Genomic DNA, 26609 nt, shown 5'->3' on the forward strand with positions numbered 1-26609 from the left:
TTCTTTTGTGTTGGTAACTCAATAATGAATGATAAAGACCTTTCTACCTGGCAGACGTTTCGCCGACTATGGCCAATTATCTCTCCGTTTAGGATTGGGCTAGTAGTTGCTGCGGTTGCACTGATCCTTAATGCTGCCGGTGATACGTTAATGCTTTCATTGCTTAAGCCTTTACTTGATGAAGGTTTCGGCAAAGCAAGCAGTGATGTACTGAAATGGATGCCGCTGATTGTGATTGCTTTAATGATTATGCGAGGGCTATCCGGGTTTGTATCAAGTTATTGTATCTCTTGGGTCTCCGGTAAAGTAGTGATGCAGATGCGTCGCCATCTGTTCAGCCATATGATGGGGATGCCGGTATCATTTTTTGATCAGCAATCTACAGGGACTCTGCTTTCCCGTATCACTTATGATTCTGAACAGGTGGCCTCCTCCTCTTCCAGTGCGCTGATTACCGTGGTCAGGGAAGGGGCATCCATTATCGGCCTGTTTGTTTTGATGTTTTACTATAGCTGGCAATTATCTCTGATCCTGATTGTGATTGCGCCGATCGTGTCATTAGTGATTCGCGTGGTATCGAAACGATTTCGTGATATTAGTAAAAATATGCAGAACAGCATGGGGCAAGTCACTGCCAGTGCTGAGCAGATGTTGAAAGGGCATAAAGAAGTGCTCATTTTCGGCGGGCAGAAAGTAGAGACTGAGCGCTTTAATAAAGTCAGTAACCATATGCGTCAACAAGGCATGAAGATGGTTTCTGCTTCCTCAATTTCTGATCCAATTATTCAGCTTATTGCTTCATTTGCTTTGGCTTTTGTTCTCTATGCGGCAAGTTTTCCGGAGATTATGGACACACTGACTGCGGGTAAAATTACCGTGGTATTCTCATCAATGATTGCGCTGATGCGTCCGTTAAAATCTTTGACGAATGTTAATGCGCAATTCCAGCGGGGCATGGCGGCCTGTCAGACTCTGTTTGCTATTCTGGATATGGAACAGGAAAAAGATGATGGCAAATTGGAGCTTAAAAAAGCGAAAGGCGATATTGAGTTCCGTAATGTGACTTTTTGCTACCCGACCAAGGAACTGCCGGCGCTACAAAACATTTCTATGCATATCCCGGCGGGGAAAATTGTCGCTTTAGTTGGGCGTTCTGGCTCGGGTAAATCCACAATAGCGAATTTGCTGACCCGTTTTTATGATGTCAATGAAGGTAGTATTCTGCTTGATGACCATGATTTACGGGAATATACGCTCTCTTCTTTGCGTGGACAGGTTGCTCTGGTATCGCAGAATGTGCATTTATTTAATGACACGGTAGCGAATAATATTGCTTATGCCAGTGAAAACCAATATAGCCGTGAAGAGATTGAGAGGGCGGCTGAGATGGCTTACGCAATGGATTTTATCAGGAAGCTGGATAATGGCCTGGATACCATGATCGGTGAAAATGGCGTATTGCTTTCCGGTGGTCAGCGTCAGCGTATTGCTATCGCGCGTGCCTTATTGCGTGATTCTCCGGTGCTGATTCTTGATGAGGCAACTTCGGCGTTGGATACGGAATCTGAACGGGCAATTCAGGCGGCATTGGATGAATTGCAGAAAAACAGAACCTCGCTGGTTATTGCACATCGTCTTTCAACCATTGAAAAAGCGGATGAAATTCTGGTGATTGAAGATGGGCATATTGTTGAACGAGGTAATCACCTCTCTTTGCTGGAGCAACAAAATGGTGTTTACTCACAACTACATCGGATGCAATTTGGGCAATGATTGAGCGCATATGGTCAGGCCGCTCATGGCTTTATTTACTGTTATTACCTTTTTCAGCCCTTTATGGGCTGATAAGTGGCTTACGGTGGTTGAGTTATAAAGCAGGGTTGAGGCAATCCTGGAAAGCGCCTGTACCTGTTATGGTCGTGGGTAATCTAACTGCCGGTGGTAATGGTAAAACGCCGGTGGTTATCTGGCTGGTGGAGCAGTTGCAGCAAAAAGGTTGCCGGGTTGGTGTTGTTTCCCGTGGTTATGGGGGGAAAGCAGAAAATTATCCTCTGTTGGTGACTGAAAATATCACCACGGCTCAGGCCGGTGATGAGCCGGTATTAATTCATCGTCGTACTGGCGCACCTGTGGCAGTTGCCCCAAGACGGGTTGAAGCAGTGAAAGCATTACTGGCAGATACGCCATTGGATATAATCGTCACTGATGATGGTTTACAGCACTATGCTTTGCAGCGAGATTTTGAAATTGCGGTTATTGATGGTGTGCGCCGTTTTGGTAATGGTTGGTGGCTTCCTGCTGGTCCAATGCGTGAATTATCTGGGCGATTGAATCGGGTCAATGCCATTATTACCAACGGTGGTACGCCTCAGCCAGGCGAATTATCGATGACATTAGCTGGCGAATTAGCTGTGAATATGGTTAGCGGTGAAAAACGCGCAGTGAATTTGATACCTCACGCTGTTGCTATGGCTGGAATCGGGCATCCACCACGGTTTTTCGCGACCTTGCAACAGTTAGGCGCTGACCTGCAAAAAGAGTATGCATTTGCCGACCATCAACAGTACACACAAGATCAATTGTGTCATCTGGCTGATACCAACCAGAATTTACTGATGACAGAAAAAGATGCGGTTAAGTGTTTTAGTTTTGCTCAACCAAATTGGTGGTATTTACCGGTAGATGCTCGGTTCCCTCAGGAAAAGGGAGAGACAATGTTGAACAAGATCTGTTCGTTATTGGAGATGAATAAAAATATTAAGTAAATTTTATGTTTTAATCAAAGCGGCCTTTGTGAGCCGGTAGTAAACCGATGATAATCAACAGGGAGATTGCCCTTCCGCTCCCTACCAAAACGGTTCCCACCTTGCCAACAATTCGTACAATCAGTAATTTTTCAGATTTATTTGATTTTTCGCCATTGTTAACTGATATTAAAACTATCCATTAAGGATAAACGACTATTGTGTATTCTTGGTTCAGACATGTACGATTCTGGTAGGATATCCGCTCGTATCTGTTACTTAAACGATGCACTACTCGAATAAAATGTATTTCAAGGTCAAGGTATTGAAACTGAGATGAGGTTCTATTCGAAAATTGAATAAAGGGTAAAAAGACATCAAAAACAATATATTAAATTATTGTGAGATGGACAAATGGGGGAGTTATTATGACATTACAATTAAAGATGGGTAGAGTGAAATGGTTTGATGAGCATAAAGGATATGGTTTTATTTCTCCACAGGATGGGGGACAAGACATATTCGTCAATAGAAAAGCGATTGCGAATACAAAAAACAAGTCACTCACAGAAGGGCAGGATGTAGAATTTTCAATTATTCGTAAAGGTTATGATTTAACCGCAGCAGATGTGATAGCATTCTGAAACCCTATCAAAATCAAGCTATTTTATTGCCATTCTTTAAGTGGTAAAGAGGAAGCATTGAACCATATGCAAACAAAGGTAATCGTTTATTTAAACGGACCTTTGGTAAAACCCGGAGAGTAACGAAGTGAGTCATTTTTGACGACGACGCTTACTCTCCGGGTTTTTATTTGTTGTCTATATTGATGATTTATTAGCAATTAGGGATTGTGCCAATAACGGCTACCAAGATGGTTTTGGGCTTTCATCAGCTTGCTTAATTTTTCAGTAGATAATGTTGGGAAAGGGATCGAAAGATTAAATAACAAGAGCTAACGATGATACCAAGCTTATGTTATTCTGGGTTGCACTAAATTAAAGCTCCATAATTGGAGGATGTATGGATCACCGTTTACTTGAAATTATTGCCTGTCCTGTATGTAACGGAAAACTCAGCTACGATAAAGAGAATTGTGAACTCATCTGTAAGTTGGATCGACTTGCGTTTCCTGTACGTGATGGTATTCCCGTCCTGTTAGATCACGAAGCTCGTGAATTACCTCTGGATGAGGAAAAATAAGGCATGTTCACCGTTATTATTCCAGCCCGCTTTGCTTCAACCCGTTTACCCGGTAAACCTTTAGCGGATATTCATGGTAAGCCGATGATTATTCGCGTCATGGAGCGGGCAAAGCGTTCAGGTGCTAAACGCGTCATTGTAGCAACAGATAATCATGATGTTGTTGATGCAGTTGTGGCTGCCGGTGGTGAGGTTTGCTTGACCAACGAAAATCACCATTCTGGTACTGAACGGTTAGCTGAGGTTATCGATAAATATCAATTTGCCGATGATGAAATTATCGTTAATGTTCAGGGTGATGAACCACTGATTCCCGAAGAGATTATTAAACAGGTTGCAGAAAATTTGGCGGGCTGTAAAGCGGGAATGGCAACGTTGGCCGTGCAGATTCATGATGCAGAGGAAGCTTTTAACCCTAATGCAGTGAAAGTCGTTATGGATAAGCAGGGTTATGCGCTCTATTTCTCTAGGGCAACTATTCCCTGGGAGCGTGACCGTTTTATACAATCACGGGAAACGATTGGGGATAATTTCCTGCGTCATATTGGTATTTATGCCTATCGCGCGGGTTTTATCCGTCGCTATGTGCAGTGGGAGCCAAGCCCGTTAGAGCAAATTGAAATGCTGGAACAACTGCGGGTACTTTGGTACGGCGAGAAAATTCATGTGGGAATTGCATTAAAAGCGCCGGCAGTGGGTGTTGATACCCCGGAAGATCTGATCGCAGTCAGAAAAATTTTTATTGAGACTGATTAGCAGTTTGAATTTATTTTTGGATTAACGAAAGCGCGTCATTTTATTGCTGTTTATTTCTATGTTGTTTATTTCTATATTGTTTCTATTGCGCTTTCGTTTCTCCATCATTTTGACTTCAAGAAGTAGCTTTAGGATTATTTCGGTTGAGAATGCTCTGATTTTTGTGGCTGTTCCAAATCTTTCGAAGGTTTAATGCGTTGCCAGAGGGTGCCTAAAGTTTCATACCATACCCGCTCTGAATGGGATAGAAAGTAAGCCGAGGGCAGATATTTTTCCCAAGGGCGTAATGGTGAAGTGATCGCTAATTGGTTAGCCGGGCCGGGAATGGGGTTTAACCCATGCTGTTGAAAGAAAGTTATCGCTCGCTGCATATGATTGGCGGAAGTCACTAAAATAAAGGGTTGTTTACCAATCAGTTTCTCAACCTCATTGGCTTCTTGCTCAGTATCCATTGGTTTTGTCAGTGCGATCGTATCTTCTGCGGGCACACCGAGCGATTGGGCTACGATAGCGGCGACTTCCGCGCTGCTTTTAGTAGTCGTTCCTTTACCACCGGTAAAGACCATTTTAGAGCCGGGGTTCAGGCGATATAAGCGAATGCCTTCTGTTACTCGCGGCAAGCTGTTGTTAAGTAAGTTTGAACTGGGCACCCAATTTGGGTTATAAGTGAAGCCGCCACCAAGAACGACGATATAATCAACCGGTGGACTGATATGACTGGGATCAGATGTGGCACTTTTAGCATAAACCGATTCCAGTGGTAACAGCAGCTTATCGGCAACAGGTTGTAAACTTAGAAGAAGTAGCGTGAGCCAACTGAATGTCAGAACTGTTTTTCCTGTTTTTTGCCAACGGGTAAACCACAGCAGTAATAAAGCAGCAAGTGAAATTAGCAATATTAATGGCAGAGGCATTACCATTGCACCCAAGTACTTTTTAAATAGAAATTGCATTTATTTGCCTTAATTTGGTTGAATTATAGCCATGTGGTTCACAGTTTGTCGTCAAAAGTGGTTATATCAACGAATGCTGTGCGAAAATAGCAGTTAGCGTAATGAAATCTCAACAGATAAATCAAATCTATTCCATTAGTGAGGCAGTTTTTCATGCGGGATCGCAATTTCGATGATATTGCAGACAAATTCTCTCGTAATATTTACGGCACAACCAAAGGTAAAATCAGGCAAGCCGTTGTCTGGCAGGATATCAGCGAATTACTGGTTCAATTACCTCAGCGTTCACTGCGTATTTTAGATGCGGGTGGTGGTGAGGGAAATATGGCATGTCAATTAGCTGCATTGGGTCATCAAGTGATATTGTGTGATTTATCAGAAGAGATGATCCAGCGGGCAAGGCTGGCCGCGGAAGAGAAAGGGGTCAGCCAAAATATGCAATTTATACAAAGCCCGGTACAGGAAATTAGCCAATATATAGAGCAGCCAGTAGATTTGGTATTATTTCATGCAGTGCTGGAATGGATTACCGATCAGAAATATGTAATAGAAGTGCTAATGAATATCATTAATCCGGGTGGCGCTCTATCTTTAATGTTTTACAATGCCAATGGTTTGGTGATGCGTAATGCTATTTTAGGTAATTTTCATTTGGCGACGCCCAATATACAACGTCGCAGAAAACGTTCATTATCGCCTCAGAATCCATTGGCGCCTGAACAGGTATATCAATGGCTTGATGAATTAAATATGACGATTACCGGTAAAACCGGTGTGCGTGTTTTTCACGATTATTTGCAAAATCGCCAATTACAGAGCGAAAACTTTCCGGCGTTGCTGGAATTGGAACAGCGTTATTGCCGACAGGAGCCTTATATCAGCCTGGGGCGCTACATTCATGTCATGGCACGCAAGCCAGCTTTAACAGTTTAGAGGACAAATTATGAGTGAATATTCCCAGACTGTCCCGGAACTGGTGTCTTGGGCTAGGAAAAACGATTTTTCCATCTCCCTGCCCGCAGAAAGGTTGGCTTTTCTGATGGCCATCGCGGTGTTGAACAGTGAGCGTCTGGATGGCGAGATGAGCGAAGGGGAGCTGGTTGATGCCTTTCGTGAAGTTTGCAAAGGATTTGAGCAAACCACAGAATCTGTCGCTGTGCGGGCCAACAATGCCATCAATGATATGGTGCGTCAGAAAATTCTTAACCGTTTTACCAGTGAATTGGCCGAGAGCAATGCAATTTATCGCTTAACCCCGCTTGGGATGGGTATCAGTGACTACTACATTCGTCAGAGGGAATTTTCTACCTTACGTCTTTCGATGCAACTTTCGGTGGTGGCGAGTGAGTTGCACCGGGCTGCGGAAGCGGCGGAAGAAGGGGGAGATGAATTTCACTGGCACCGTAATGTTTTTGCGCCGCTGAAATATTCTGTTGCAGAAATCTTCGACAGCATCGACATGTCTCAGCGCGTAATGGACGAGCAGCAAAGCTCGGTTAAAGAAGATATTGCGGCGTTGCTGAATCAAGATTGGCAGGCAGCGATTGCCAACTGTGAGCAACTGTTATCCGAAACATCAGGAACGTTGCGGGAACTCCAGGACACACTAGAAGCGGCCGGAGATAAATTACAGGCTAATTTGCTGCGTATTCAGGAAGCCAACATGGACAGCGGCGGATCAGAACTGGTTGATAAACTGGTATTTGATCTGCAAAGCAAATTGGACCGTATTATCAGTTGGGGTCAGCAGGCGATTGATTTATGGATTGGCTATGATCGTCACGTTCACAAATTTATCCGTACTGCGATTGATATGGATAAAAACCGGATTTTCTCTCAGCGCTTACGTCAATCAGTTCAACACTATTTTGATAATCCGTGGACCCTCACCATTGCTAACGCCGAACGTTTGTTCGATATGCGGGACGAAGAATTGACGTTACGCAATGAAGAGGTGACGGGTGAACTGCCATTAGAACTGGAATATGAAGAATTCAGTGAAATAAACGAACAGCTGGCAGAAATGATTGAAAAAGCGCTGTTGATATATCGACAGGAGCAGCGCCCACTGGATTTAGGTGCAGTGTTAAGGGATTACCTTGCTCAACATCCGCTCTCTCGTCACTTTGATGTGGCGCGTATTTTGGTGGATCAGGCTGTACGATTGGGTGTGGCAGAAGCGGATTTCTCTGGGTTGCCAGCGGAATGGTTAGCGATTAATGATTACGGAGCCAAGGTACAGGCACATGTCATCGACACATATTGAACAATTTATGCCGGTTAAACTGGCACAGGCGTTAGCCAATTCACTTTTCCCGGAACTGGATAGCCAACTTCGTGCGGGTCGTCATATCGGGATAGATGATCTTGATAACCATGCTTATCTGATGGATTTTCAGGAGCAATTGGAGGAATTTTACGCCCGCTATAATGTGGAGTTGATCCGTGCGCCGGAAGGCTTCTTCTATCTGCGTCCCCGTTCAACGACCTTGATCCCGCGCTCGGTATTATCAGAGCTGGATATGATGGTGGGAAAAATCCTCTGTTATCTCTATCTCAGCCCGGAACGCCTGTCTAATCAGGGGATTTTTACGGCTCAAGAGCTGTACGAAGAGCTGATCTCACTGGCCGATGAGGGCAAGTTGATGAAGTTTGTCAACCAGCGTTCCTCCGGTTCCGATTTGGATAAACAGAAATTGCAGGAAAAAGTGCGCACGACACTGAACCGTCTGCGTCGTCTGGGTATGGTCTATATCCTGCCAAATGACAACAATAAATTTACCATTACTGAGGCGGTATTCCGTTTTGGTGCGGATGTACGCAGTGGCGACGATCCTCGTGAAGTCCAACTGAGGATGATCCGTGACGGTGAAGCAATGCCGGTTGAAGGCGGCTTGTCGCCTGATGATAGTGAAAATGATGAAACACCGGATAACTCAGCAGAAGATGCGGGAGATGAACAACCATGATTGAACGCGGTAAATTTCGTTCACTGACGCTGGTTAACTGGAATGGTTTTTTTGCCAGAACATTTGATCTTGATGAATTAGTAACCACCTTGTCAGGGGGTAATGGGGCGGGTAAATCCACCACGATGGCGGCTTTTGTCACCGCACTGATCCCTGATTTAACCTTGTTGCATTTCCGTAACACCACCGAAGCCGGCGCCACTTCCGGTTCTCGTGATAAAGGTTTGCACGGTAAGCTGCGTGCGGGGGTCTGTTACTCAACGCTGGATGTGATTAACTCTCGGCATCAGCGAGTCATCGTTGGGGTGAGGTTGCAACAGGTTGCGGGGCGTGATCGTAAAGTTGATATCAAAGCTTTTATGATCCAAGGCTTGCCAACCGCGATCCAGCCGACTCAATTACTGACTGAAAATGTCGGTGAAAGGCAAGCGCGTGTATTGCCGCTCAATGAACTGAAAGATCGTCTTGATGAAATGGAAGGCGTGCAGTTCAAACAATTTAACTCCATTACCGATTATCATGCGCTGATGTTTGATTTGGGTGTGATACCTAAGCGCCTGCGTTCAGCGAGTGATCGCAGTAAATTCTATCGTCTGATCGAAGCTTCTCTGTACGGGGGTATCTCCAGCGCCATTACCCGTTCCCTGCGCGATTATTTGCTGCCGGAAAACAGCGGTGTTCGCAAGGCATTTCAGGATATGGAAGCGGCGCTGCGTGAAAACCGTATAACACTGGAAGCTATCCGGGTAACTCAATCTGATCGCGATCTGTTCAAGCACTTGATCACCGAAGCAACTTCTTACGTTTCCGCTGATTATATGCGCCATGCCAATGAGCGGCGTACCTATCTGGATCAAGCATTGGCATTGCGTGGAGAACTGTTTGGCAGCTATAGGCAACTGGCAACCGAGCAGTATCGTCATGTAGAGATAGCGCGAGAGCTGACTGAGCAGAATGGCGCTTCTGACGATTTAGAAACGGATTATCAGGCCGCTAGTGACCACCTGAATCTGGTGCAAACCGCCATGCGTCAGCAGGAAAAAATTGATCGTTATCAGGGGGATCTGGAAGAACTTTCCTACCGTTTGGAAGAACAGACAGAGGTTGTTGAAGAAGCGGGAGAGCTACAGGCTGAATATGAAGCCAGAGCAGAAGCGGCAGAACAAGAAGTCGATGAGCTGAAAAGCCAGTTGGCGGATTACCAGCAGGCGCTGGATGTTCAGCAAACCCGCGCAATTCAGTATCAACAAGCGCTACAAGCGCTGGAACGTGCTCGTGAACTTTGCCGGTTACCGGATCTTTCCGCCGATAATGCAGAAAAATGGCTGGAAACTTTTCAGGCTAAAGAGCGGCAGGCGACAGAAGCCCTGTTGGTGTTGGAACAGAAATTAAGTGTTGCAGATGCGGCTCATAATCAGTTCGAACAGGCGTATCAATTAGTCAAAAGTATGGTTGGCGAAATCAGCCGCAATGAAGCGTGGCAGAGTGCTCGTGAATTACTGCGTGATTGGCCGTCACAGCAACATCTGGCGGATCAGGTGCAGCCACTGCGAATGCGATTGTCTGAACTGGAACAGCGCCTAAACAACCAACAAAATGCAGAGCGTTTACTAAACGAATTTTGCAAACGTCAGGGGCGGCAATATCAGGCCGAAGATCTGGAAGGGTTACAGGATGAACTTGAAGCCCGTCAGGAAGCACTGAGCCTAAGCGTTAATGAAAGTGGTGAGCGCCGTATGGAGATGCGTCAGGCGCTTGAACAACTGAAACAGAAAATTCAGTCACTGACTGCCCGCGCTCCGGTCTGGCTGGCTGCGCAGGATACCCTGCATCAGCTATGTGAACAGAGCGGTGAAGCACTGGCAAGCAGCAATGACGTGACGGAGTATATGCAGCGGTTGCTTGAACGCGAGCGTGAAGCGACGGTGGAACGTGATGAAGTTGCGGCGCAAAAACGTGATCTGGAACAGCAGATTGAACGTCTCAGCCAACCAAGCGGTGCGGAAGATAGCCGGATGATTGCGCTGGCGGAACGTTTCGGCGGGGTTTTGCTGTCAGAGATTTATGACGATATCACCATTGATGATGCGCCGTACTTCTCCGCCCTGTATGGACCCGCACGCCACGGCATTGTGGTGCCCGATCTTTCCTTGGTGCGTCCACATCTTGAAACGCTGGAAGATTGCCCGGAAGATCTCTATTTAATTGAAGGTGATCCGCAATCCTTTGATGACAGCGTATTTAATGCCGAAGAGCAGACTAATGCGGTACTGGTCAAATCTTCTGACCGTCAATGGCGTTATTCTCGTTATCCTGAATTGCCGTTGTTTGGTCGCGCCGCTAGAGAAAATCGTTTAGAAGCCTTGAATCTGGAGCGCGACACTTTGGCGGAACGTTACGCCACGCTCTCTTTTGATGTGCAGAAAATCCAGCGTGCGCATCAGTCATTCAGTCAGTTTGTGGGAAAACACCTCTCTGTGGCGTTTGATGCCGATCCGGAAGCGGAAATCCGCGAATTGAGGCAGAGTCACACGGAACTGGAGCGTGAATTATCCCGATTTGAAGAGCAGACTCAACAGCAGCGCCAGCAATATACTCAGGCGAAGGAGAGCCTGACGGCATTAAATCGCCTGATTCCTCAAGTCACGTTATTGCTGGATGAAACCTTGATCGATCGCGTAGAAGAAATGCGCGAAGAGCTGGACGAAGCGCAGGAAGCGGCTCGGTTCCTGCAACAACACGGTTCGGCACTGGTGAAGTTAGAACCGATGGTTGCGGTTCTGCAAAGCGATCCACAGCAGCATGAGCAGTTGCAACAGGACTATGAAACCGCTAAACAGAGCCAGCATCAGGCTAAACAACGGGCTTTCGCGCTGGTGGAAGTGGTGCAGCGCCGTGCGCATTTTAGCTACAGTGATTCTGCCGGTATGCTCAACGAAAATGCGGATCTGAATGACAAACTGCGTCAGCGTCTGGAACATGCAGAATCGGACCGCCGCCGTGCTCGCGAACAACTACGTCAACAGCAAGCGCAATATTCCCAGTTTAATCAGGTGCTGGCATCTCTGAAAAGCTCTTACGAAACCAAACAAGATATGCTGAAAGAGTTGCACCAAGAGATGAAAGAGATTGGTGTTCAGGCGGATGCAAATGCAGAAATGCGTGCTCGCGAGCGCCGTGATCGACTCCATGAAGCGCTCAGTACTAACCGTTCCAGAGTCAACCAGCTTGAGAAGCAGATCGCTTTTTGTGAAGCGGAGATGGAAAGCTTGCAGAAAAAACTGCGGAAACTGGAACGCGATTACCATCAAATCCGTGAACAGGTGGTTTCGGCTAAAGCGGGTTGGTGTGCGGTAATGCGCATGGTGAAAGATAACGGCGTTGAGCGTCGCTTGCATCGTCGTGAACTGGCGTATATGGAGGGTGGCGCATTACGTTCCATGTCGGATAAGGCATTGGGTGCGTTACGTCTGGCGGTGTCCGATAACGAACATCTACGTGATGCGCTGCGTTTATCCGAAGATCCGAAACGCCCTGAACGTAAAATTCAGTTCTTTATTGCCGTTTATCAGCACCTGCGTGAACGTATTCGCCAAGATATTATCCGCACAGACGATCCGGTTGACGCCATTGAACAGATGGAAATCGAGCTGGCTCGTTTGACGGAAGAGCTGACTGCCCGCGAGCAGAAATTAGCGATTAGCTCGAAGAGTGTGGCGAATATTATCCGCAAAACCATTCAGCGCGAGCAAAACCGTATCCGCATGCTAAATCAGGGATTACAAGCGGTCTCCTTCGGACAAGTCCGTGGTGTGCGGTTGAATGTAAACGTGCGTGAAAGCCACGCGATATTGCTGGATGTGTTGTCTGAACAGCAGGAACAACATCAGGATCTATTTAATAGCCAGCGATTGACCTTCTCGGAGGCAATGGCAAAACTTTATCAGCGCTTGAATCCGCAAGTGGATATGGGGCAGCGCTTGCCGCAAACCATAGGTGAAGAGTTGTTGGATTATCGCAACTATCTGGAACTGGATGTTGAAGTTAACCGTGGATCGGATGGCTGGCTGAAAGCAGAGAGTGGGGCGCTGTCTACCGGTGAAGCGATCGGTACCGGCATGTCTATTCTGGTGATGGTGGTGCAGAGTTGGGAAGAAGAGTCCCGCCGTTTGCGTGGTAAAGATATTTCCCCTTGCCGGTTGTTATTCCTTGATGAGGCGGCGCGTCTGGATGCTAAATCTATCGCTACTTTGTTTGAATTATGTGAGCGCCTGCAAATGCAGTTGATTATCGCCGCCCCGGAAAATATCAGCCCTGAAAAAGGGACCACTTATAAACTGGTGCGTAAAGTGTTTAAAAACCACGAACATGTGCATGTGGTTGGGCTGCGAGGATTTGGACAGGATGTCCCGGCAACTCAATTAATTTCAGATGCTACTGCTTAATTAAATGGATGACTTGCAATAGTCATAAAAATAAAGAGAGTGCGCCACGGATGGCGCAAATAGTTATTTGGCTTGATGTTGTACCCAATGTTTGGGTGTGATTTATACTATATTGAAAAGGTCATATTATGCGGAAGACCACATATAGTGTTGCAAAGCGAAATCTTGCTTCGATTATGGATCAAGCTGTTAAGGATTGCACACCAACATTGATTACCAGACAAAATGGTGGAGATTGTGTCATTATTTCGAGTGCGGAATATGCAAGCCTTGAAGAGACTGCCTATCTGCTACGTTCACCGGCTAACGCTAAACATTTGCTCAAATCATTAGAGCAGGTGAGTAATGGAAATTTACAAGAAAGACAGTCACCAAAGAATCATAAACAAGATCTTTAGCTGCAACCTGTTATTTTAGATAGAAAAAAGGCTTTATTTATGGTCTGATAATTGTCGCTAAACAAAATACCGAGAACAGAGAATAAAGCCGATGATGATTATCTCCACTACAGTAATCTCAGTATGAAAAATAGAACTTACAGTAATCCAATAATCGTTTATGGCTTAATAACTTGATCTTCAATATTAAATTTGAATAATGCATCCTCGTTTAAAGTTCTTGGCAGTAGCATTTTAACAATAGGCAAAAACTTACCTGTTGCGTTTTTATAATCACGCTGATCTTTTTGTGCATCAGCTAAACCTGAATTTTCTGAATAAAAAAGGGCTTCAATAGGTAATTTATTAGGCTCATTTTCTTCCCAGATTGAAATTCTGATTTCATTCTGTTTTGGTGGAGTATTAGGAGTACGTGGAAGTTTTTTGATACTTTCTAACATTTGATAGAAAGCTATAGCTGGATTATTCACATCTTGAGTAACATTAAATCCACATTGAAAAATATCTTGAGAGTTTACTTTCCTATAATTTTTTATCCAATCATCGGAATTCATCACATTTTGTTCTTGGCAAGATTTACCTTTACCTTTCGACTTAGTGATATTTTCACCACAACCTTGATTCGCTCTCTCATTTGTATAGCCATCAATAGGAAATGCACACAATACAGAAAAATCGACTCTATCTTTAGGCGCTATATGTTCAGGGAAAACAATAAATCCATTTCTATATCCATAAGCTAAACGTTTAAACTTAGCGTCTTTCCTTAAATATGAAAAAGAAACGCCACCACTTTTTATAGATGATGGGCTAGGTTGCCAAAATCTATAATCATTTGAATGTTTAGTGCCACGCAATATAACTCCAGAGCAAAGAAAAGCAGGTGATTGAGCATCACCACAATCTTTGACGGTATTATTATATTGTTGGGTCAATATATTAGCAATATCATTTTGTACATCGATTTTATTTTCTGTTTGCGTGAAAGCAAAAGTATTTTCTGAAAAAAAGACAATACTAAGGAGCAAACCTATGGCAGGTTTTTTCATAAAATCCTCACTTAATTTAAAGTGCGTTAATTGAAATTAAATTGTTCCCCATTTACTTCCTAGTAGAGTTTTTCATTGTTTTGCTTATATCACAACTATCAGATTTGATAGTTGTTCTAGTCAATTATTGGACTAATCTTAGTATTAACGTTTTGAAATATTTAACAATACCCAGGTTAAATTATGATTGACTTATATGAATTTTATTCGGATTGTGTTGTTGAGGAGTTTAATGATCTCCATTTTGTTATTAAAACCATTCAATCTATTACTGATATAGAATGGTATTCTCTCTTTTACTCTTCAACTAAAAGTAATATTAAAGAATCAAATTTCATCACCAATAATGATCAATTAGCCTTAAACTATCAAAAAGATAAATATATCAATAACAATCCAATTTTTGAATATTGCATAAAAAACACTATCCCTTTCATATGGGATTGCAATAAACTAGAAAAAAAATCACTTTTTTCCCATGAAATTAAAGATTATGGAATAAATCATGGCATATCTTTTCCTATGCATGGTATTAATCATGAGTTTGGAATTTTAACTTTATCTTTTTATTGCAAAGAAGGTGATTATATAAGGACAATAAATAAAAATTTCAATCAATTAATAGCATTAAGAGACATAATACTACACTATTTAATTATTTTAAAAAACAAAAAAAACAACATTAAATTAAGTAAAAGAGAAAAAGAAGTTTGCTCTTGGTATTTAATTGGAAAAACAACATGGGAGATATCACGCATACTTAATTGCTCAGAAGCAAATATTAATTTTCATTTTAAAAAAATTAGAGAAAAATTTAATGTTAACTCTAGAGGTGCAGCCATAATAAAGGCCATTGAAAATGGTCAAATAGAATTATGAAGCCTTGTTTTGCTATCAATTTTGATAGTTGTGATATAAGAAAAACAGTGAAAAACTTCATTAGGAAGTGAATGGAGAACAATTTAATTTCAATTAACGCACTTTAAATTAAGTGAGGATTTTATGAAAAAGCCTGCCATAGGTTTGTTCCTTAGTATTGTCTTTTTTTCAGCAAATACTTTTGCCTTCACGCAAACGGGAAATGAAACCGATGTACAAAATGATATTGCTAATATATTGACCCAACAATATAATAATACCGCTAAAGACTGTGGCGATGCTCAATCACCCGCTTTTCTTTGCTCTGGAGTTTTGATGAGAGGGACTCGGCCTGGATTTAAATTTTGGAAGTTAAATCCATCTTCTATAAAAAATAATGGAGTTTCTTTTTCATATTTAAGAAAAGATGCTAAATTTGGCAATACATTTGCTAGCGTAAATGGTTTTATTCTTTTTCCTGAACAGATGGCCCCTGAGGATAAGATTAAAGTTCCTGTATTATGCTCCTATGTTATTGATGCGAATACTTGGGGGCGTCAGGGAAATTATTGTGGCGCACCGCCTAAACCCTCAGATGGAAAATCATGCCAAGATTTTGGTGTTTTCACCGCTCATCAATTAAATAAAGCTATTGTAAGAAAATCTGCATGGGGAGTCTGTGCATTTGATGTTAGACCGACGGCTAAAGATCCAGCAGATGCTTTTTATCAAACATTACTTGCAATGCCTTATCATGGTAATGGTTTAAATTATAATGAGATAGTCGTTCAACCTTGGGATGAGAATAAGCCACAAACATTACCTATTGAAGCCCTTTTTTATTCAAACGGTGCAGGTTTAATTAATGCACAAAAAGATCAACGTGATTATAAAGATGCAACAGGTAAATTTTTACCTATTGTTAAAATCGAATTACCTAAAGGTACAAATGTAAAACAGGCAACAGATGCTGTATTTACATTTAACCCTAAAGATCAAGTTGTGAGTCAGTAATATAATATTGTAGTTATACCCTATGGATTTCAAGATGCATCGGAGCGGCAAAGGAGCGAATCCCCGGGAGCATAGGTAACTCTGTGACCGGGGGGAGCGAGTTTACTTAAATCATTAGAGCAGGTAAGTGGTGGGAGTTTGCAGGCAAGAGAGTTAGATAGATAAATGCTTTAATAAAGAAAAAGCGCCAAGAATGGCGCAATAATTATTCGAAACCAAGTATTTTTAGTTTATGTCAAAGGCCAATTTAAAAATACCACACTATCATTGTAATTATTATTGGTACCGTTTTCAGCACCGATAATAGCTGTTCCCGGTTTGCCATCAAATATATTATCGAAATAACGCAGCTTGCATGGTTTGCCATCCCCCTCAATCTCAATACAGACTTTGCCTGTACCTGATGCGTAGGCTTTAGTTGCCATTAGATTATTTTGTCCATCACTGATTAATGTATCTACCAGAAGATCGTCAATATATATATATACTTTTACAGTTTGCGGAGTATCTGTATTAGCGTAGGCTATCAGGGCAAATATAATACTTTGGGGTAACTGGAAACAATGTTTACCCGTGTCATTAGTACCACATGTTCCACTACAGACGCCACTATTGTCTCGGTGACTGCCTAATAAATCAATATCGACCGATACTGCCGCTTGAATATTTTTGAAGGCTAATCCTCTCCAACCCTCATTATCGCTGGAGATGATGATAGGTCCGGCATCAAGTGCATTCAATTTTTGATCGAACCGAATAAAAGAATCATCTTTGAAAAAATAAATAAAATTTCCATCAATAGTTGGCCACAAAATAGCGGCATCAAGGTTGGTACTAAATTCTGCATATTTCCCGGTCATTCCCCACCGGTCTGCAATAGTGCTGGTCTTAATTGTGTGTAAATCGATGGTGTAATCTACACAGTGTCTACCTTTAAAAAAACAAACAGTGTTTGTGGTCAATTCTATAGCTGCATCTATTCCATTTTCAAATTCTGTTCCTTCTAATCCAGGCCAGCCATCTACAATGAAATTTGGCTTATCAACGACCTGTGCTTTCGCGATATCGAATTTAAGACACAGTGAACCTTTGAAAAAATATAAAAAACCATTTAAATTAATAATATCGTCAATATATCTTTGGAACTCGGCAGGCAGGTTGGGCCAATCTTTATTGATGGGTTGGGGATAACCAATGTATGTGTTTAAACATTGATTATTGAATTTAATGTTTTCTTCATTCAGGAAGAAGTAACTAGATATATTCATTGTTATATATCCTTTGTAGTTATAAAATTATAGATAATTTAAATCTTTTTGGTGCAACGGAATTAAAGTTTCATAATAAAAGCTAATAGATAATAAGGAGGAATTATATCAACGCTATGGTTATGGGAAGGGGACGATGCTGTTGCCGGGTGATTATGTCCTTGTCCTCCTCCTGTTTTTGATGTAAATGCGAAATAAGGAACATTGTTAATAATCATTATATTATCACCATTATGCATTTGTTTTATACCGGTGCCGCCAGGCGAATAAACACCATAGTTCATTCCATCTTTAGAATAATAAGCCATACCCCCAATATGACTATGACTAGGTATTTGTGACTCTGTTAATATTGTATTTTCCACAGTAACATTTACCGAAACCGCAGTTGATGTTGTATTCTTGGAAAAGTTTTTCCCATTACCACTCCCACTGGCTTTACTATTACTTTGTCCTGTCTCAGAAATAGTTTCACCGCACATGACAAAACGGCTTCTTAAATCAGGGGTTCCATTATTACCATCACAAAAAGCCCAGCCGGTAGGAGTATCTTTACCGGAGAACATCACAATCATTCCTTTTGGGAATACATTATTGGGATCAATACTGATTCCGCTACTGTCTACCTTAATACCATTATTTGCTTTAATTTTTACACTTAATCCATCTTTATCTGCTTTTAAGCCACCATCAGGGTTAATTTTTATTGCTTGTGTATAGTCATCACCCGGTTTTAGCGCTGAATTTGGATTATCAGTTCGACAGGGCGTTTTACCAACTTCATGGCGATCCATAGTATTGGTATTCTCTATATTGGATTCTAAAGTGGACTGGTTATATTCTTTTTCCATTTTTATCACCTTGTATATAATATTAGGTTGTTTTATTTAACAATGAAATTGATGATTTTTTCCTTTGTTTACTATTTACATTTAAAATATAAAAAGCGTTTATTTCTTTACCTTCATTAGTTTTTTATTCAAGGGTATAGCTACCGCAATAACATGATTTATAGATGTTATTGTTTATATTTAAAAATTTAACCAATGGCTATTTAAATAATTTATCGTGAAACAAAACAATTATGGGGATGAGATTCTTATACACAACATTAATTAATGACAGAGATTGTTAATGGATGTTTATTTCTATGATTATTCAATTTCAAGTATGACAAGGATGGGATAATGAATAGGGTTATTTTTATTGCTTGGGATAAGTGGATTGCTTTTATTTCTATGTTTATCATGCTGCTGAAGAATTAATATGCCCGTTATCTTCCAAGTTGCCTTTTTACTGGCAACAAAATGATAAGAAGCTCGTTAATTCACTTAACGAGCTTCTTAACGATATAGAAAGAACACCATTCTGTGGTGTTAATAAGCTTGAGCTTGCCGGTATTATTATTAGTGAGATTTCCGATTAAATCTGGCCATGCCCGGTTTTTGTGGATTGGAAACGAACCCGGGATTTCCAGCACCTGGTTTCCAGCTTGCTTTCATTTTTGCGCCAATACTATTATAAAACTGATTCAGTTCATCGATATTATTGGCAATGGTCCATTTCCCTTTACTGACAATAGCAACCGGAAATTCCCCTGGTTCAGCAACCGCTTTGACAATTCCCCCGTGTTTCTTTATCTCTTCTTGTTCTTTATCCATCGCAAAAGCAGGGTAGCTTACTTGAGGACCATGCCTGATAACATTATGTTCTGTATCTTCAAATGGTCGGTTTGAATCAGATTTAGCAATATATTCGTTAATGCGCTCAATGATTTTCTTTTCTTCTGATGAATTGGATGGTACTGAATGTGGTTGAGTGGTGAAACTAATCATGTCATGCATATCATAATCACCGGTGAAAGGCAGTGCGGCCCAGTTCTTTTTTTCTTTCAAAGGCACCAGACTTGCTTCGAGATTGTTTAAATCTATGGGATAAATTTTCCCATTGACCTGTTTATCTGATAAACCGTGACCGCTGCTCATATAAATACCCTCGAGGCGTCCCGTTTCTTTATTCCAGTGACCGACATAGCCTTCAATACCTGCCTCCTGCACTTGCTTTATGACATCCGAAGCTTCATCTTTGGGATAAGCTTTGTTAATTGAACCGGGTTTAATGGTTTTTTCCAGAATATCATGTCCCTTGGCTGCGGCGCCTTTACCCAAGGCTCTGAGTGTTGGTTCGCCCGCTGCCCGAAAACTGACAGCAAAATTACCGAGTCTGGACGCTTTTTCAATTGCCTCCATATGGCCTTCCCAAATAAATTGCCTCTTAACTTCTTGGCGAACGGAGGAGTCATTAGTCAGATTATTTGAAAGTGAAAGATGCCCATCAGAAGGAATTGATAATGGAGATGTTCTACGGCTGTTTTTACTATTCTGTGTGGGTATTCTCTGAGAATTAGAATATCTTGGCATATTTATAAATCCTTGGTCATTAGTTTGATCTATTATCTGTATAATTTTCTCTTTATTAATGATTTTATATTGAAGTTAAACTGTCGGAGTTTTCTTTAGCGATAATAATACCTGTTCCATTTACTTTAACTACGGTTTTTTGGCTATTTACCCATGTAGAAAGAATATCTTTTATTTTAGCTAAATAGATTGAACGAGTAATGCCCGAGACTTCAAGAATAACACTTTCATTTTCCTGATTATCATTATTATCTGTTGTAGGTTCGGTTATCAGATTCACTTTAGCTAGGGCTAGGCGAATATCTTCTGTACCGCCTAAATCGGCACATAATTTATCTGCCAGAGCTTGGTTTATTTGTGAATTATCCAGACTGGGTTTTTGAACCACAGAAGTGGATATTTGGCTAATTGGTGTCATATTGTTTTTAATATCTTGTAGTTTCATTGGTACCGTAATGGAATAGAGTAAAGAAAGACGTGGGCGATTACCCAGAGCTTGCCAAAAATTACCTAAGCTATTTAAATTTTCCTGTTGGGGAATAACCCGGGTATAAGCACCGGGAATACAGGTTAATTGGCGGTTGTTGATTAATGCATTTAAAATTCGCGTCATCACTTGCGCAGCTTGATTATTGGGTTGGCTGTCTGGGCTGGAGCTGTCACTAGAGGGCTTGCTGGCATCCCAATAGGTGATTAAATAGTTACAATTTATATTGACCCATCCCGGTAATAATGTGTTAGTTATCGGGTTATAACGTCTTGATTCAGCGGATCGTAATTGTAGATCTTCATGTATTTCATAAAGAAATACACTGACTGTCGGTTCCGATTGAATGGAATTAATTTCGGGTAGATCAAAACGAATATCAATTTTTTGACCGGAAATGTCTAAATATTGAGATAAAATAGTATTTAATGCTTGATTAATCTCGATAATCGCATTGTCAGAAGCAATGATGGTTGTCATGGTTGTTCCTATTCTATTAAATTTTTAAAATGCTAATCGGCCAGTTTTATTTAATTCAAGTATCACGGCGCGATCGATATGTTTATTTTCGATTTGTTCACAGTTATCATTTGCTGATAATATTGATGACAATAAAGCAATATTCCTGATATTAGCACCAGTTAAGTCAGCCCGTTTAGCCAGATGAGCAAAATCAACTTCATTGGATAGTGTCAATTGTTCCGGCCAAATGACTTGCCACATTTTTTTACGTAACTCTTCATCAGGGTAAGTAAAACGGGTAATAAAGGTAAAGCGGCGATTAAACGCGCTATCTAAATGACTGCGATTATTGGTGGCTAAAATCACTAACCCCGGATAATTTTCTAGTCGTTGTAATAAGTAAGATACTTCGATATTCGCGTGCCTGTCTTGAGCATCTTTGGTTTCGCTGCGTTTGCCAAATAGGGCATCGGCTTCATCGAAAAATAGCACCCCGGAATCCGCTTCGGCCAGATCGAAAATACGAGAGATATTTTTTTCTGTTTCACCGATATATTTATTTACCACGGTGGAGAGATCAACTTTAATCAGATCAACCCCAAGATAACCGGCAATCACCTCGGCAGCCATTGTTTTGCCGGTACCCGATTCGCCATAAAATAGGGCGCTAATACCGGTACCGTAATTGATTTTTTCCTGAAAACCGGCACCCAGAATTTGGTCACGGTAATTAATCGCTGAGATAATTTCTTTTAATTGTTGTGCTAATGTGTCTGAAACCACTAAATCGTCAAAACTGCGCTTTGGAGTAATTCGTTGAGCCAGTTTGCCGAAATTCTGTTGGGCGCGAAAACTTAATGCTTGACGCAGATCGGTTTCTTCCAGTTGGCCTTCTGGTTGCCGGATCATTTTATATTGATAAGCTTCTTCAAGAATGAGCGGTAATGTTTCCGCAGTAAAAGAGAAGCGCTGGCATAGCTGAGTAATATTAATTTTTTGGGCGATATTTTCCGGTAAGCTTGTTTTTAGTAAAGTTTCTTTATCGGTCAGTGTCGCAACGGGCATATTGATTTGCACCATTGGCAGATGCTTAATCCAGACTAATGCATCTCCCGGTTCTACCAGGCAAACTACGCGTAATTTCGGCTGGTTCAGCAAAATAGATAAATCGCGGTGTAATATTTTCTTTGCCTCTGTAAATAAAGAAAAATTGCGAATTAATAGACAAGCGTTATGTAGCCGGGTTTCTCGTATTGCGTCTGCGAGCAGGCTGGATATTAGGGTTGTGTTTTCTTCATCGGGCAGGAGAGCTAAATCAGCAGTTAAGGTATTAATGCCATGAGATGCCATGATATTACTGACTGCTAATTCTCTGGCGCTGCCTTCTTTTCCCCGGAGTATCACCAGTGGTCGTATTTCATCAGTTTCATTCAACAATATCTTTTCCAGTGAATGATAAAGAGGCAGAGGATACCAATTATATGAAGCAGGCGTTTGCCAATTAGCACAGGTTATTAGGGGTGGTAAAAGTGTTCGTTGTCCCGATAAAAAATGCCAGATCGCGTTGTGGGTTAAAAATTGTGTTTGTAACCAGATAGATTCTTCATGATTATTGAGCCGTAATAATTGGTTACTGATTAACGGTGTTTGCGGTAAAAAGCTGTTTTGTAGTAATTGCCGATCACCTTGGCGTTGGCTAAATAATTCAATAGCTAAAGTAAAACTGGGCCACTGTTTTTTACTGCTACCATTTAGAACGGCAAATAACGCATGATAACGGCTATCGAAATGGGGTAATAAACCTAATAATAAAACATCACGCTCAAATTCAGTCAGTTCAAAACGTTCGACTAATAATGATAATGCATCAAGGGCAGGGCTTGCCTCGATTTCTGGATCGCGAATAGGATTATTTACTTCAATTAACCAATGAGGAACTCCTTGCGGTGATATTAAACATTGTTCGACTTCATCTTCGGTCAGTAGAAAACTTTCCGGTAATGAGTCGTATTGGTCTCCCTTTTGATAATAATAGTGCTGTAATAGCAGATCGATACGTTCCAAATGGGGATAAATCCAGCGTAATTCAGCTATGCTACAGGGGGTATTTGTTAGTAGGTAGTCCATATAAACCTTCTAGATATTTTTCCAGTCAATCTTTAAAGGGCGATCTAACCAGGGAAGCTTGGCGATATTTAATGGCCACGGCCAATCGGTTAATAGCATATCAAACGGCTGATGCTCTACTGTGATGTTGATTTCTTGATCGCTGATCAGCAATTCACCCGGTCGTTGTAAAAACAGTTGGCGAGCGTCATTACGGGTTAATCTTTTCCAGCCGGGAAGTTGGTTAATAATGGCATCTAGCCATTGATCTATGATCAACTGTTTTTCTGGTTCAACAAGCGCTAATTCAATAGGTTCGTTAACCATTAATCCGCACAGAACGTTATTCAATATATTTAGTTCTGTCTGTATTTTTCCGTTTTCCCAAATCAGATAGTTAAGGAAATTAACTGCGCTAAATGGGGCTTGACGATGAATAAATTTTTGCTCTTCAAGTAAGCCAAATTGATTAAATAATGAGGGTAGCATCGGCCATAAAACTAATATTCCAGCATTATTTACCTGATATGGAAGAATTTGTTTAGGTAATAGAACGTATTCAGAGTGTGTTTTATTGATATTCTGTAATTGGTTAGCGTTATTTCCTGTAATATGTGGGTTATTCGATATTGGTGATATTCTCTGGTTTTCGGATATTACTTCCTGATTTGCAGTGTATTGATGTGTCTGAGTATCTTTAATATCAGCGTGAGTAACGGTTAATTTCTTATTAGATTTATTTTTATCTGTATGGCCTGAAATAAAATGTTCTGGAGTATATTGGTTTCCCTGAACGTTTTTGCTGCTAGTGTCAGTAATGACCGGTTGTTTACTGGATTTGTTTTTATTCGTATGGTTTGAAATAAGGTATTCAGGTAAATATTTGTCCTGCTGGATTTTCGAGATGTTTCTATGAGCAGTAGTTAATTCTATATTAGGGCGATTTTTATCTGTATAGTTTGCAGTAAAACGTTCTGATAAATATTGATACTCTTCGTCGGATAGGTATTTTTTTCTGGATCTTGCAACAACAATAGTTTGCCAGATCTGTTTTAACCAACTATTTAATGGAATATTGTGAGTGATAATCTGACGGAATAACGTAATAATGGATGTTGCATTAAGTGTACCATTATCTAATTCAGCGGTGAGATGTGATAGCACTTTCACATCCAGTTTAGGTATCTCCTGTGTATGATTTAGCTGTATATATTGTAATGCATTGAGTATCATTTGTCCGGGAGAGACAGGCTCTCCCAAATATTGTGATCTGTTTATCTTTCCGTATAGTCTGTGGTTAATAGCGCTTAATAAAGTGGGTTGCTTGAGCATTAATAACCGTTGTAGACTTGGTTCAGATAAACAGCTTTTTGCTAAAAACAAAACCCATTTATCTTCTATTCCAGCTAATTGATTAACTAATTGTTGGATATTGATGTCAATATTTTGATGATGAGTTTTAATCTCTATTGAATTGAAAGGGGAATTTTTTTGATTTAAATAATGAATGAAATCTTCAATATTAATTGAATTATTGACATGTAATAAAGAAGGTTTGTTGGTTATTTTCTGTGGTTTTGATTGTCTTAGGGATGTTTTTTTCTCCTGATGATTAATTTGATATTGGCTTAATGCTTTATTTAGCGCAGTATTAAGCTTTACAGGGAATAGTGAATTAAAATTATGTAAATTTATTTCACCAAGATCCAGAGTTAATGTTTCTAAATAGATATCCTGATTAATGGGATGTTGAGTAAAGAATGTGTTAAATAATTTATTGATATCAGTTTGATTAAGCAGGGAGCCATGCAATACTTTTTTAGCCACCTGTTGATTATTAGCCTCAATAGTAATGGTAATCCGGTTTAATAGATTTGGCTCCCAAGGCATATTAATATTTCCTCTGTCGTGAATTTACGTAATAAATGTGAGGTGGGTTTTATATAGAATATATCACTATGATTAACTGATTTATTTTTTCATAATATATCTCATGAAATATACATTTGCTGCTACATGTGTTCCATAATCTAACTGCCAATAATTAGTATTTTTATTCGTAGAACCTGAAATTAAATTAATATGGTCAACTGAGTCATGATGATTATTATTAGTATTTAAGTCAGGTGTGCCATTACTTCCATCACACCATACCCAACCAGAAGGAGGGTTATCATAATTGCCATAGAATGGCACAATTGTTCCAGGTGGAATGATTAAATTAGCGAGTTCTGATGCAATTGATTGTATATCAATGCTTACGCCATCACTGTCTACTTTAATACCACTACCAGCCTTAGCTTTTACAGAGACGCCACTACTATCAACATTAATTCCATTACTGGCCTTAACATCCAATCCTCCTCCAACTTTTACCCCCCAACCAAGATTCACAGATATTCCTGTGGGATCAACGCTAATTGTATTATCTTTGGATCTTACAGAGACACCATTCCAATCAGCAGTAATACCATTGCCGGCCTTAACATCTAATCCATCACCTATTTTTATTCCCCAACCAAGTCTTACGGATATCCCTGTAGGATCAACGTTAATTGTTTTATCTTTGGCTTTTACAGCGACACCATTATTATCAACGTTAATACCGTTGCCTGCTTTAACTTTTACACCGTCTGAACCTAAGCTTAATCCACTTACACCACTCCAACTATTACCGGAATTACCCCCTGCTAATTTTAAATAAAGGCCAGAGCCGTCAGTGACTGTAATACCACCGTTATCCCAACATTTAACAGCTACCCCCTCGTTATCAACGGCAATAGCGCTGTTGGCCTTAGCTTTTACAGAGACGCCACTACTATCAACATTAATGCCATTATTCTCCTTAGCTTTTACAGAGACGCCACTACCATCAACATTAATACCATTACCCGCCTTAACCTTTACACCGTCTGAACCCAGTCCCAATCCACTTACACCACTCCAACCATTACCGGAATTACCCCCTACTAATTTTAAATAAAGACCAGAACCGTCAGTGACTGTGATACCACCGCTCGGCCAACATTTAACAGCTATGCCGCTAGAATCAACAGAAATACCGCCGGTAGGGTTAGTTTTTACTTTCAGCCCAGAGCTATTATCCAGTTCCAGGGCTGAATTTGGATTATTAGTTTGATCTGGTGCTTTGCCCGCTGCTCGGCGACCGATATCAGCAATATCAATCAGGTCTGAATAATCAGTTTGCAGGGGAATACTGCCCGCTTTAAAACGATTTTTTAATTCATCTGATGAAGGCCCTATTGATTCAGGGTTGGCATTTTCTGTATTGGATTGCCCAGTAGATAGATTATATTCTTTTTCCATTTTAGTGACCTTATATATAATATTGAATTATTCTGTTTTAAATATCCTGTAAATATTGCCTGATCATAAGAGAATAATCGGAGGATATTTTATTTAGTAATGAAATTGATGGTTATTTTTATAGTGCGATATTAATTTCTGCAACTATTT

At 40.9% G+C, this 26609-nt stretch carries 22 protein-coding genes; 13 read left to right on the forward strand and 9 right to left on the reverse strand.

The features are described 5' to 3' along the window. Positions 1 to 21 precede the first annotated feature (21 nt). From msbA to kdsB, 5 genes are all read left to right on the forward strand, one after another. Positions 22 to 1773 carry a lipid A ABC transporter ATP-binding protein/permease MsbA gene (gene msbA, locus B0X70_RS08395; RefSeq protein ID WP_105394985.1) on the forward strand — a complete coding sequence of 584 codons (1752 nt, stop codon included), beginning with the start codon at positions 22 to 24 and terminating at the stop codon, positions 1771 to 1773. Continuing rightward, positions 1770 to 2765, forward strand: a complete 996-nt coding sequence (lpxK, locus tag B0X70_RS08400; protein ID WP_217471286.1) for a tetraacyldisaccharide 4'-kinase — start codon at positions 1770 to 1772, stop codon at positions 2763 to 2765. Before msbA ends, lpxK begins: the two co-directional genes overlap by 4 nt. Positions 2766 to 3172: 407 nt before the next feature. Further along, on the forward strand, positions 3173 to 3388 hold the full coding sequence (locus B0X70_RS08405; RefSeq protein ID WP_036781154.1) for a cold-shock protein: 216 nt from the start codon (positions 3173 to 3175) through the stop codon (positions 3386 to 3388). A gap of 379 nt (positions 3389 to 3767) precedes the next feature. Beyond that, positions 3768 to 3947 carry a Trm112 family protein gene (locus B0X70_RS08410; protein WP_046396097.1) on the forward strand — a complete coding sequence of 60 codons (180 nt, stop codon included), beginning with the start codon at positions 3768 to 3770 and terminating at the stop codon, positions 3945 to 3947. A gap of 3 nt (positions 3948 to 3950) precedes the next feature. Continuing rightward, positions 3951 to 4703, forward strand: coding sequence for a 3-deoxy-manno-octulosonate cytidylyltransferase (kdsB, locus tag B0X70_RS08415; RefSeq protein ID WP_214069083.1), 753 nt, complete (start codon positions 3951 to 3953; stop codon positions 4701 to 4703). Positions 4704 to 4837: 134 nt separating this feature from the next. On the opposite strand, the gene elyC is transcribed toward kdsB, so the two are convergent. Continuing rightward, the gene (elyC, locus tag B0X70_RS08420) at positions 4838 to 5656 is read right to left on the reverse strand and encodes an envelope biogenesis factor ElyC (RefSeq protein ID WP_217471287.1); all 819 of its coding nucleotides are present in this window, start codon (positions 5654 to 5656) and stop codon (positions 4838 to 4840) included. Positions 5657 to 5809: 153 nt separating this feature from the next. On the opposite strand from elyC, the gene cmoM reads away from it, so the two are divergent. The 5 genes from cmoM (at position 5810) to B0X70_RS08445 (ending at position 13468) form a co-directional block, all read left to right on the forward strand. After that, complete coding sequence (gene cmoM / locus B0X70_RS08425) at positions 5810 to 6589, forward strand: tRNA uridine 5-oxyacetic acid(34) methyltransferase CmoM (protein ID WP_036806807.1); 780 nt, start codon at positions 5810 to 5812, stop codon at positions 6587 to 6589. A 10-nt stretch (positions 6590 to 6599) separates the two neighbouring features. Continuing rightward, the gene (gene mukF, locus B0X70_RS08430) at positions 6600 to 7922 is read left to right on the forward strand and encodes a chromosome partition protein MukF (protein ID WP_065390852.1); all 1323 of its coding nucleotides are present in this window, start codon (positions 6600 to 6602) and stop codon (positions 7920 to 7922) included. Beyond that, on the forward strand, positions 7903 to 8625 hold the full coding sequence (mukE, locus tag B0X70_RS08435) for a chromosome partition protein MukE (protein WP_217471288.1): 723 nt from the start codon (positions 7903 to 7905) through the stop codon (positions 8623 to 8625). The genes mukF and mukE overlap by 20 nt, the downstream gene beginning before the upstream one ends. Next, positions 8622 to 13070, forward strand: a complete 4449-nt coding sequence (mukB, locus tag B0X70_RS08440) for a chromosome partition protein MukB (protein WP_217471289.1) — start codon at positions 8622 to 8624, stop codon at positions 13068 to 13070. The genes mukE and mukB overlap by 4 nt, the downstream gene beginning before the upstream one ends. A 128-nt stretch (positions 13071 to 13198) precedes the next feature. Continuing rightward, positions 13199 to 13468, forward strand: coding sequence for a type II toxin-antitoxin system prevent-host-death family antitoxin (locus tag B0X70_RS08445; RefSeq protein WP_217471290.1), 270 nt, complete (start codon positions 13199 to 13201; stop codon positions 13466 to 13468). A gap of 158 nt (positions 13469 to 13626) precedes the next feature. Here the strand turns inward: B0X70_RS08445 and B0X70_RS08450 are convergent, their stop codons facing one another. Next, the gene (locus tag B0X70_RS08450) at positions 13627 to 14517 is read right to left on the reverse strand and encodes a hypothetical protein (RefSeq protein ID WP_036806821.1); all 891 of its coding nucleotides are present in this window, start codon (positions 14515 to 14517) and stop codon (positions 13627 to 13629) included. A gap of 183 nt (positions 14518 to 14700) precedes the next feature. Between B0X70_RS08450 and B0X70_RS08455 the strand changes: the two genes are divergently transcribed. Together B0X70_RS08455 and B0X70_RS08460 are read left to right on the forward strand one after the other, a co-directional pair. After that, positions 14701 to 15396, forward strand: coding sequence for a helix-turn-helix transcriptional regulator (locus B0X70_RS08455; RefSeq protein WP_217471291.1), 696 nt, complete (start codon positions 14701 to 14703; stop codon positions 15394 to 15396). 123 nt (positions 15397 to 15519) lie between these two features. Further along, positions 15520 to 16389, forward strand: coding sequence for a hypothetical protein (locus B0X70_RS08460; protein WP_217471292.1), 870 nt, complete (start codon positions 15520 to 15522; stop codon positions 16387 to 16389). A 230-nt stretch (positions 16390 to 16619) separates the two neighbouring features. Here B0X70_RS08460 and B0X70_RS08465 read toward each other — a convergent pair whose 3' ends face one another. Continuing rightward, entirely contained in the window at positions 16620 to 17657 is a 1038-nt protein-coding gene (locus B0X70_RS08465) for a fucose-binding lectin II (RefSeq protein WP_217471293.1), read from the reverse strand. Between the two features lie 62 nt (positions 17658 to 17719). Further along, positions 17720 to 18508, reverse strand: coding sequence for a tail fiber protein (locus B0X70_RS08470; protein ID WP_217471294.1), 789 nt, complete (start codon positions 18506 to 18508; stop codon positions 17720 to 17722). 368 nt (positions 18509 to 18876) lie between these two features. Here B0X70_RS08470 and B0X70_RS25940 point away from each other — a divergent pair, with 368 nt between their 5' ends. Further along, positions 18877 to 19083 carry a type II toxin-antitoxin system YoeB family toxin gene (locus B0X70_RS25940; RefSeq protein ID WP_217471295.1) on the forward strand — a complete coding sequence of 69 codons (207 nt, stop codon included), beginning with the start codon at positions 18877 to 18879 and terminating at the stop codon, positions 19081 to 19083. Here B0X70_RS25940 and B0X70_RS08480 read toward each other — a convergent pair. The 5 genes from B0X70_RS08480 to B0X70_RS08500 form a co-directional block, all read right to left on the reverse strand. Further along, positions 19064 to 20077 carry a hypothetical protein gene (locus B0X70_RS08480; protein WP_046395550.1) on the reverse strand — a complete coding sequence of 338 codons (1014 nt, stop codon included), beginning with the start codon at positions 20075 to 20077 and terminating at the stop codon, positions 19064 to 19066. The two genes, B0X70_RS25940 and B0X70_RS08480, sit on opposite strands and share 20 nt — an antisense overlap. A gap of 64 nt (positions 20078 to 20141) precedes the next feature. Beyond that, positions 20142 to 21044: a Pvc16 family protein gene (locus B0X70_RS08485; RefSeq protein ID WP_217471296.1), complete on the reverse strand. Its 903-nt coding sequence runs from the start codon at positions 21042 to 21044 to the stop codon at positions 20142 to 20144. Positions 21045 to 21068: 24 nt separating this feature from the next. Then, a complete protein-coding gene (locus tag B0X70_RS08490) occupies positions 21069 to 23153 on the reverse strand; it encodes an ATP-binding protein (RefSeq protein WP_217471297.1) in 2085 nt (694 codons plus the stop codon). Positions 23154 to 23162: 9 nt separating this feature from the next. Next, positions 23163 to 25022, reverse strand: coding sequence for a contractile injection system tape measure protein (locus B0X70_RS08495; RefSeq protein ID WP_217471298.1), 1860 nt, complete (start codon positions 25020 to 25022; stop codon positions 23163 to 23165). 81 nt (positions 25023 to 25103) lie between these two features. Beyond that, positions 25104 to 26459 (reverse strand): phage tail protein, encoded by a 1356-nt coding sequence (locus tag B0X70_RS08500; protein WP_217471299.1) that lies wholly within the window; start codon positions 26457 to 26459, stop codon positions 25104 to 25106. Positions 26460 to 26609: the final 150 nt, after the last annotated feature.

The organism is Photorhabdus akhurstii (assembly GCF_019090985.1).
GTDB lineage: Bacteria > Pseudomonadota > Gammaproteobacteria > Enterobacterales > Enterobacteriaceae > Photorhabdus > Photorhabdus akhurstii.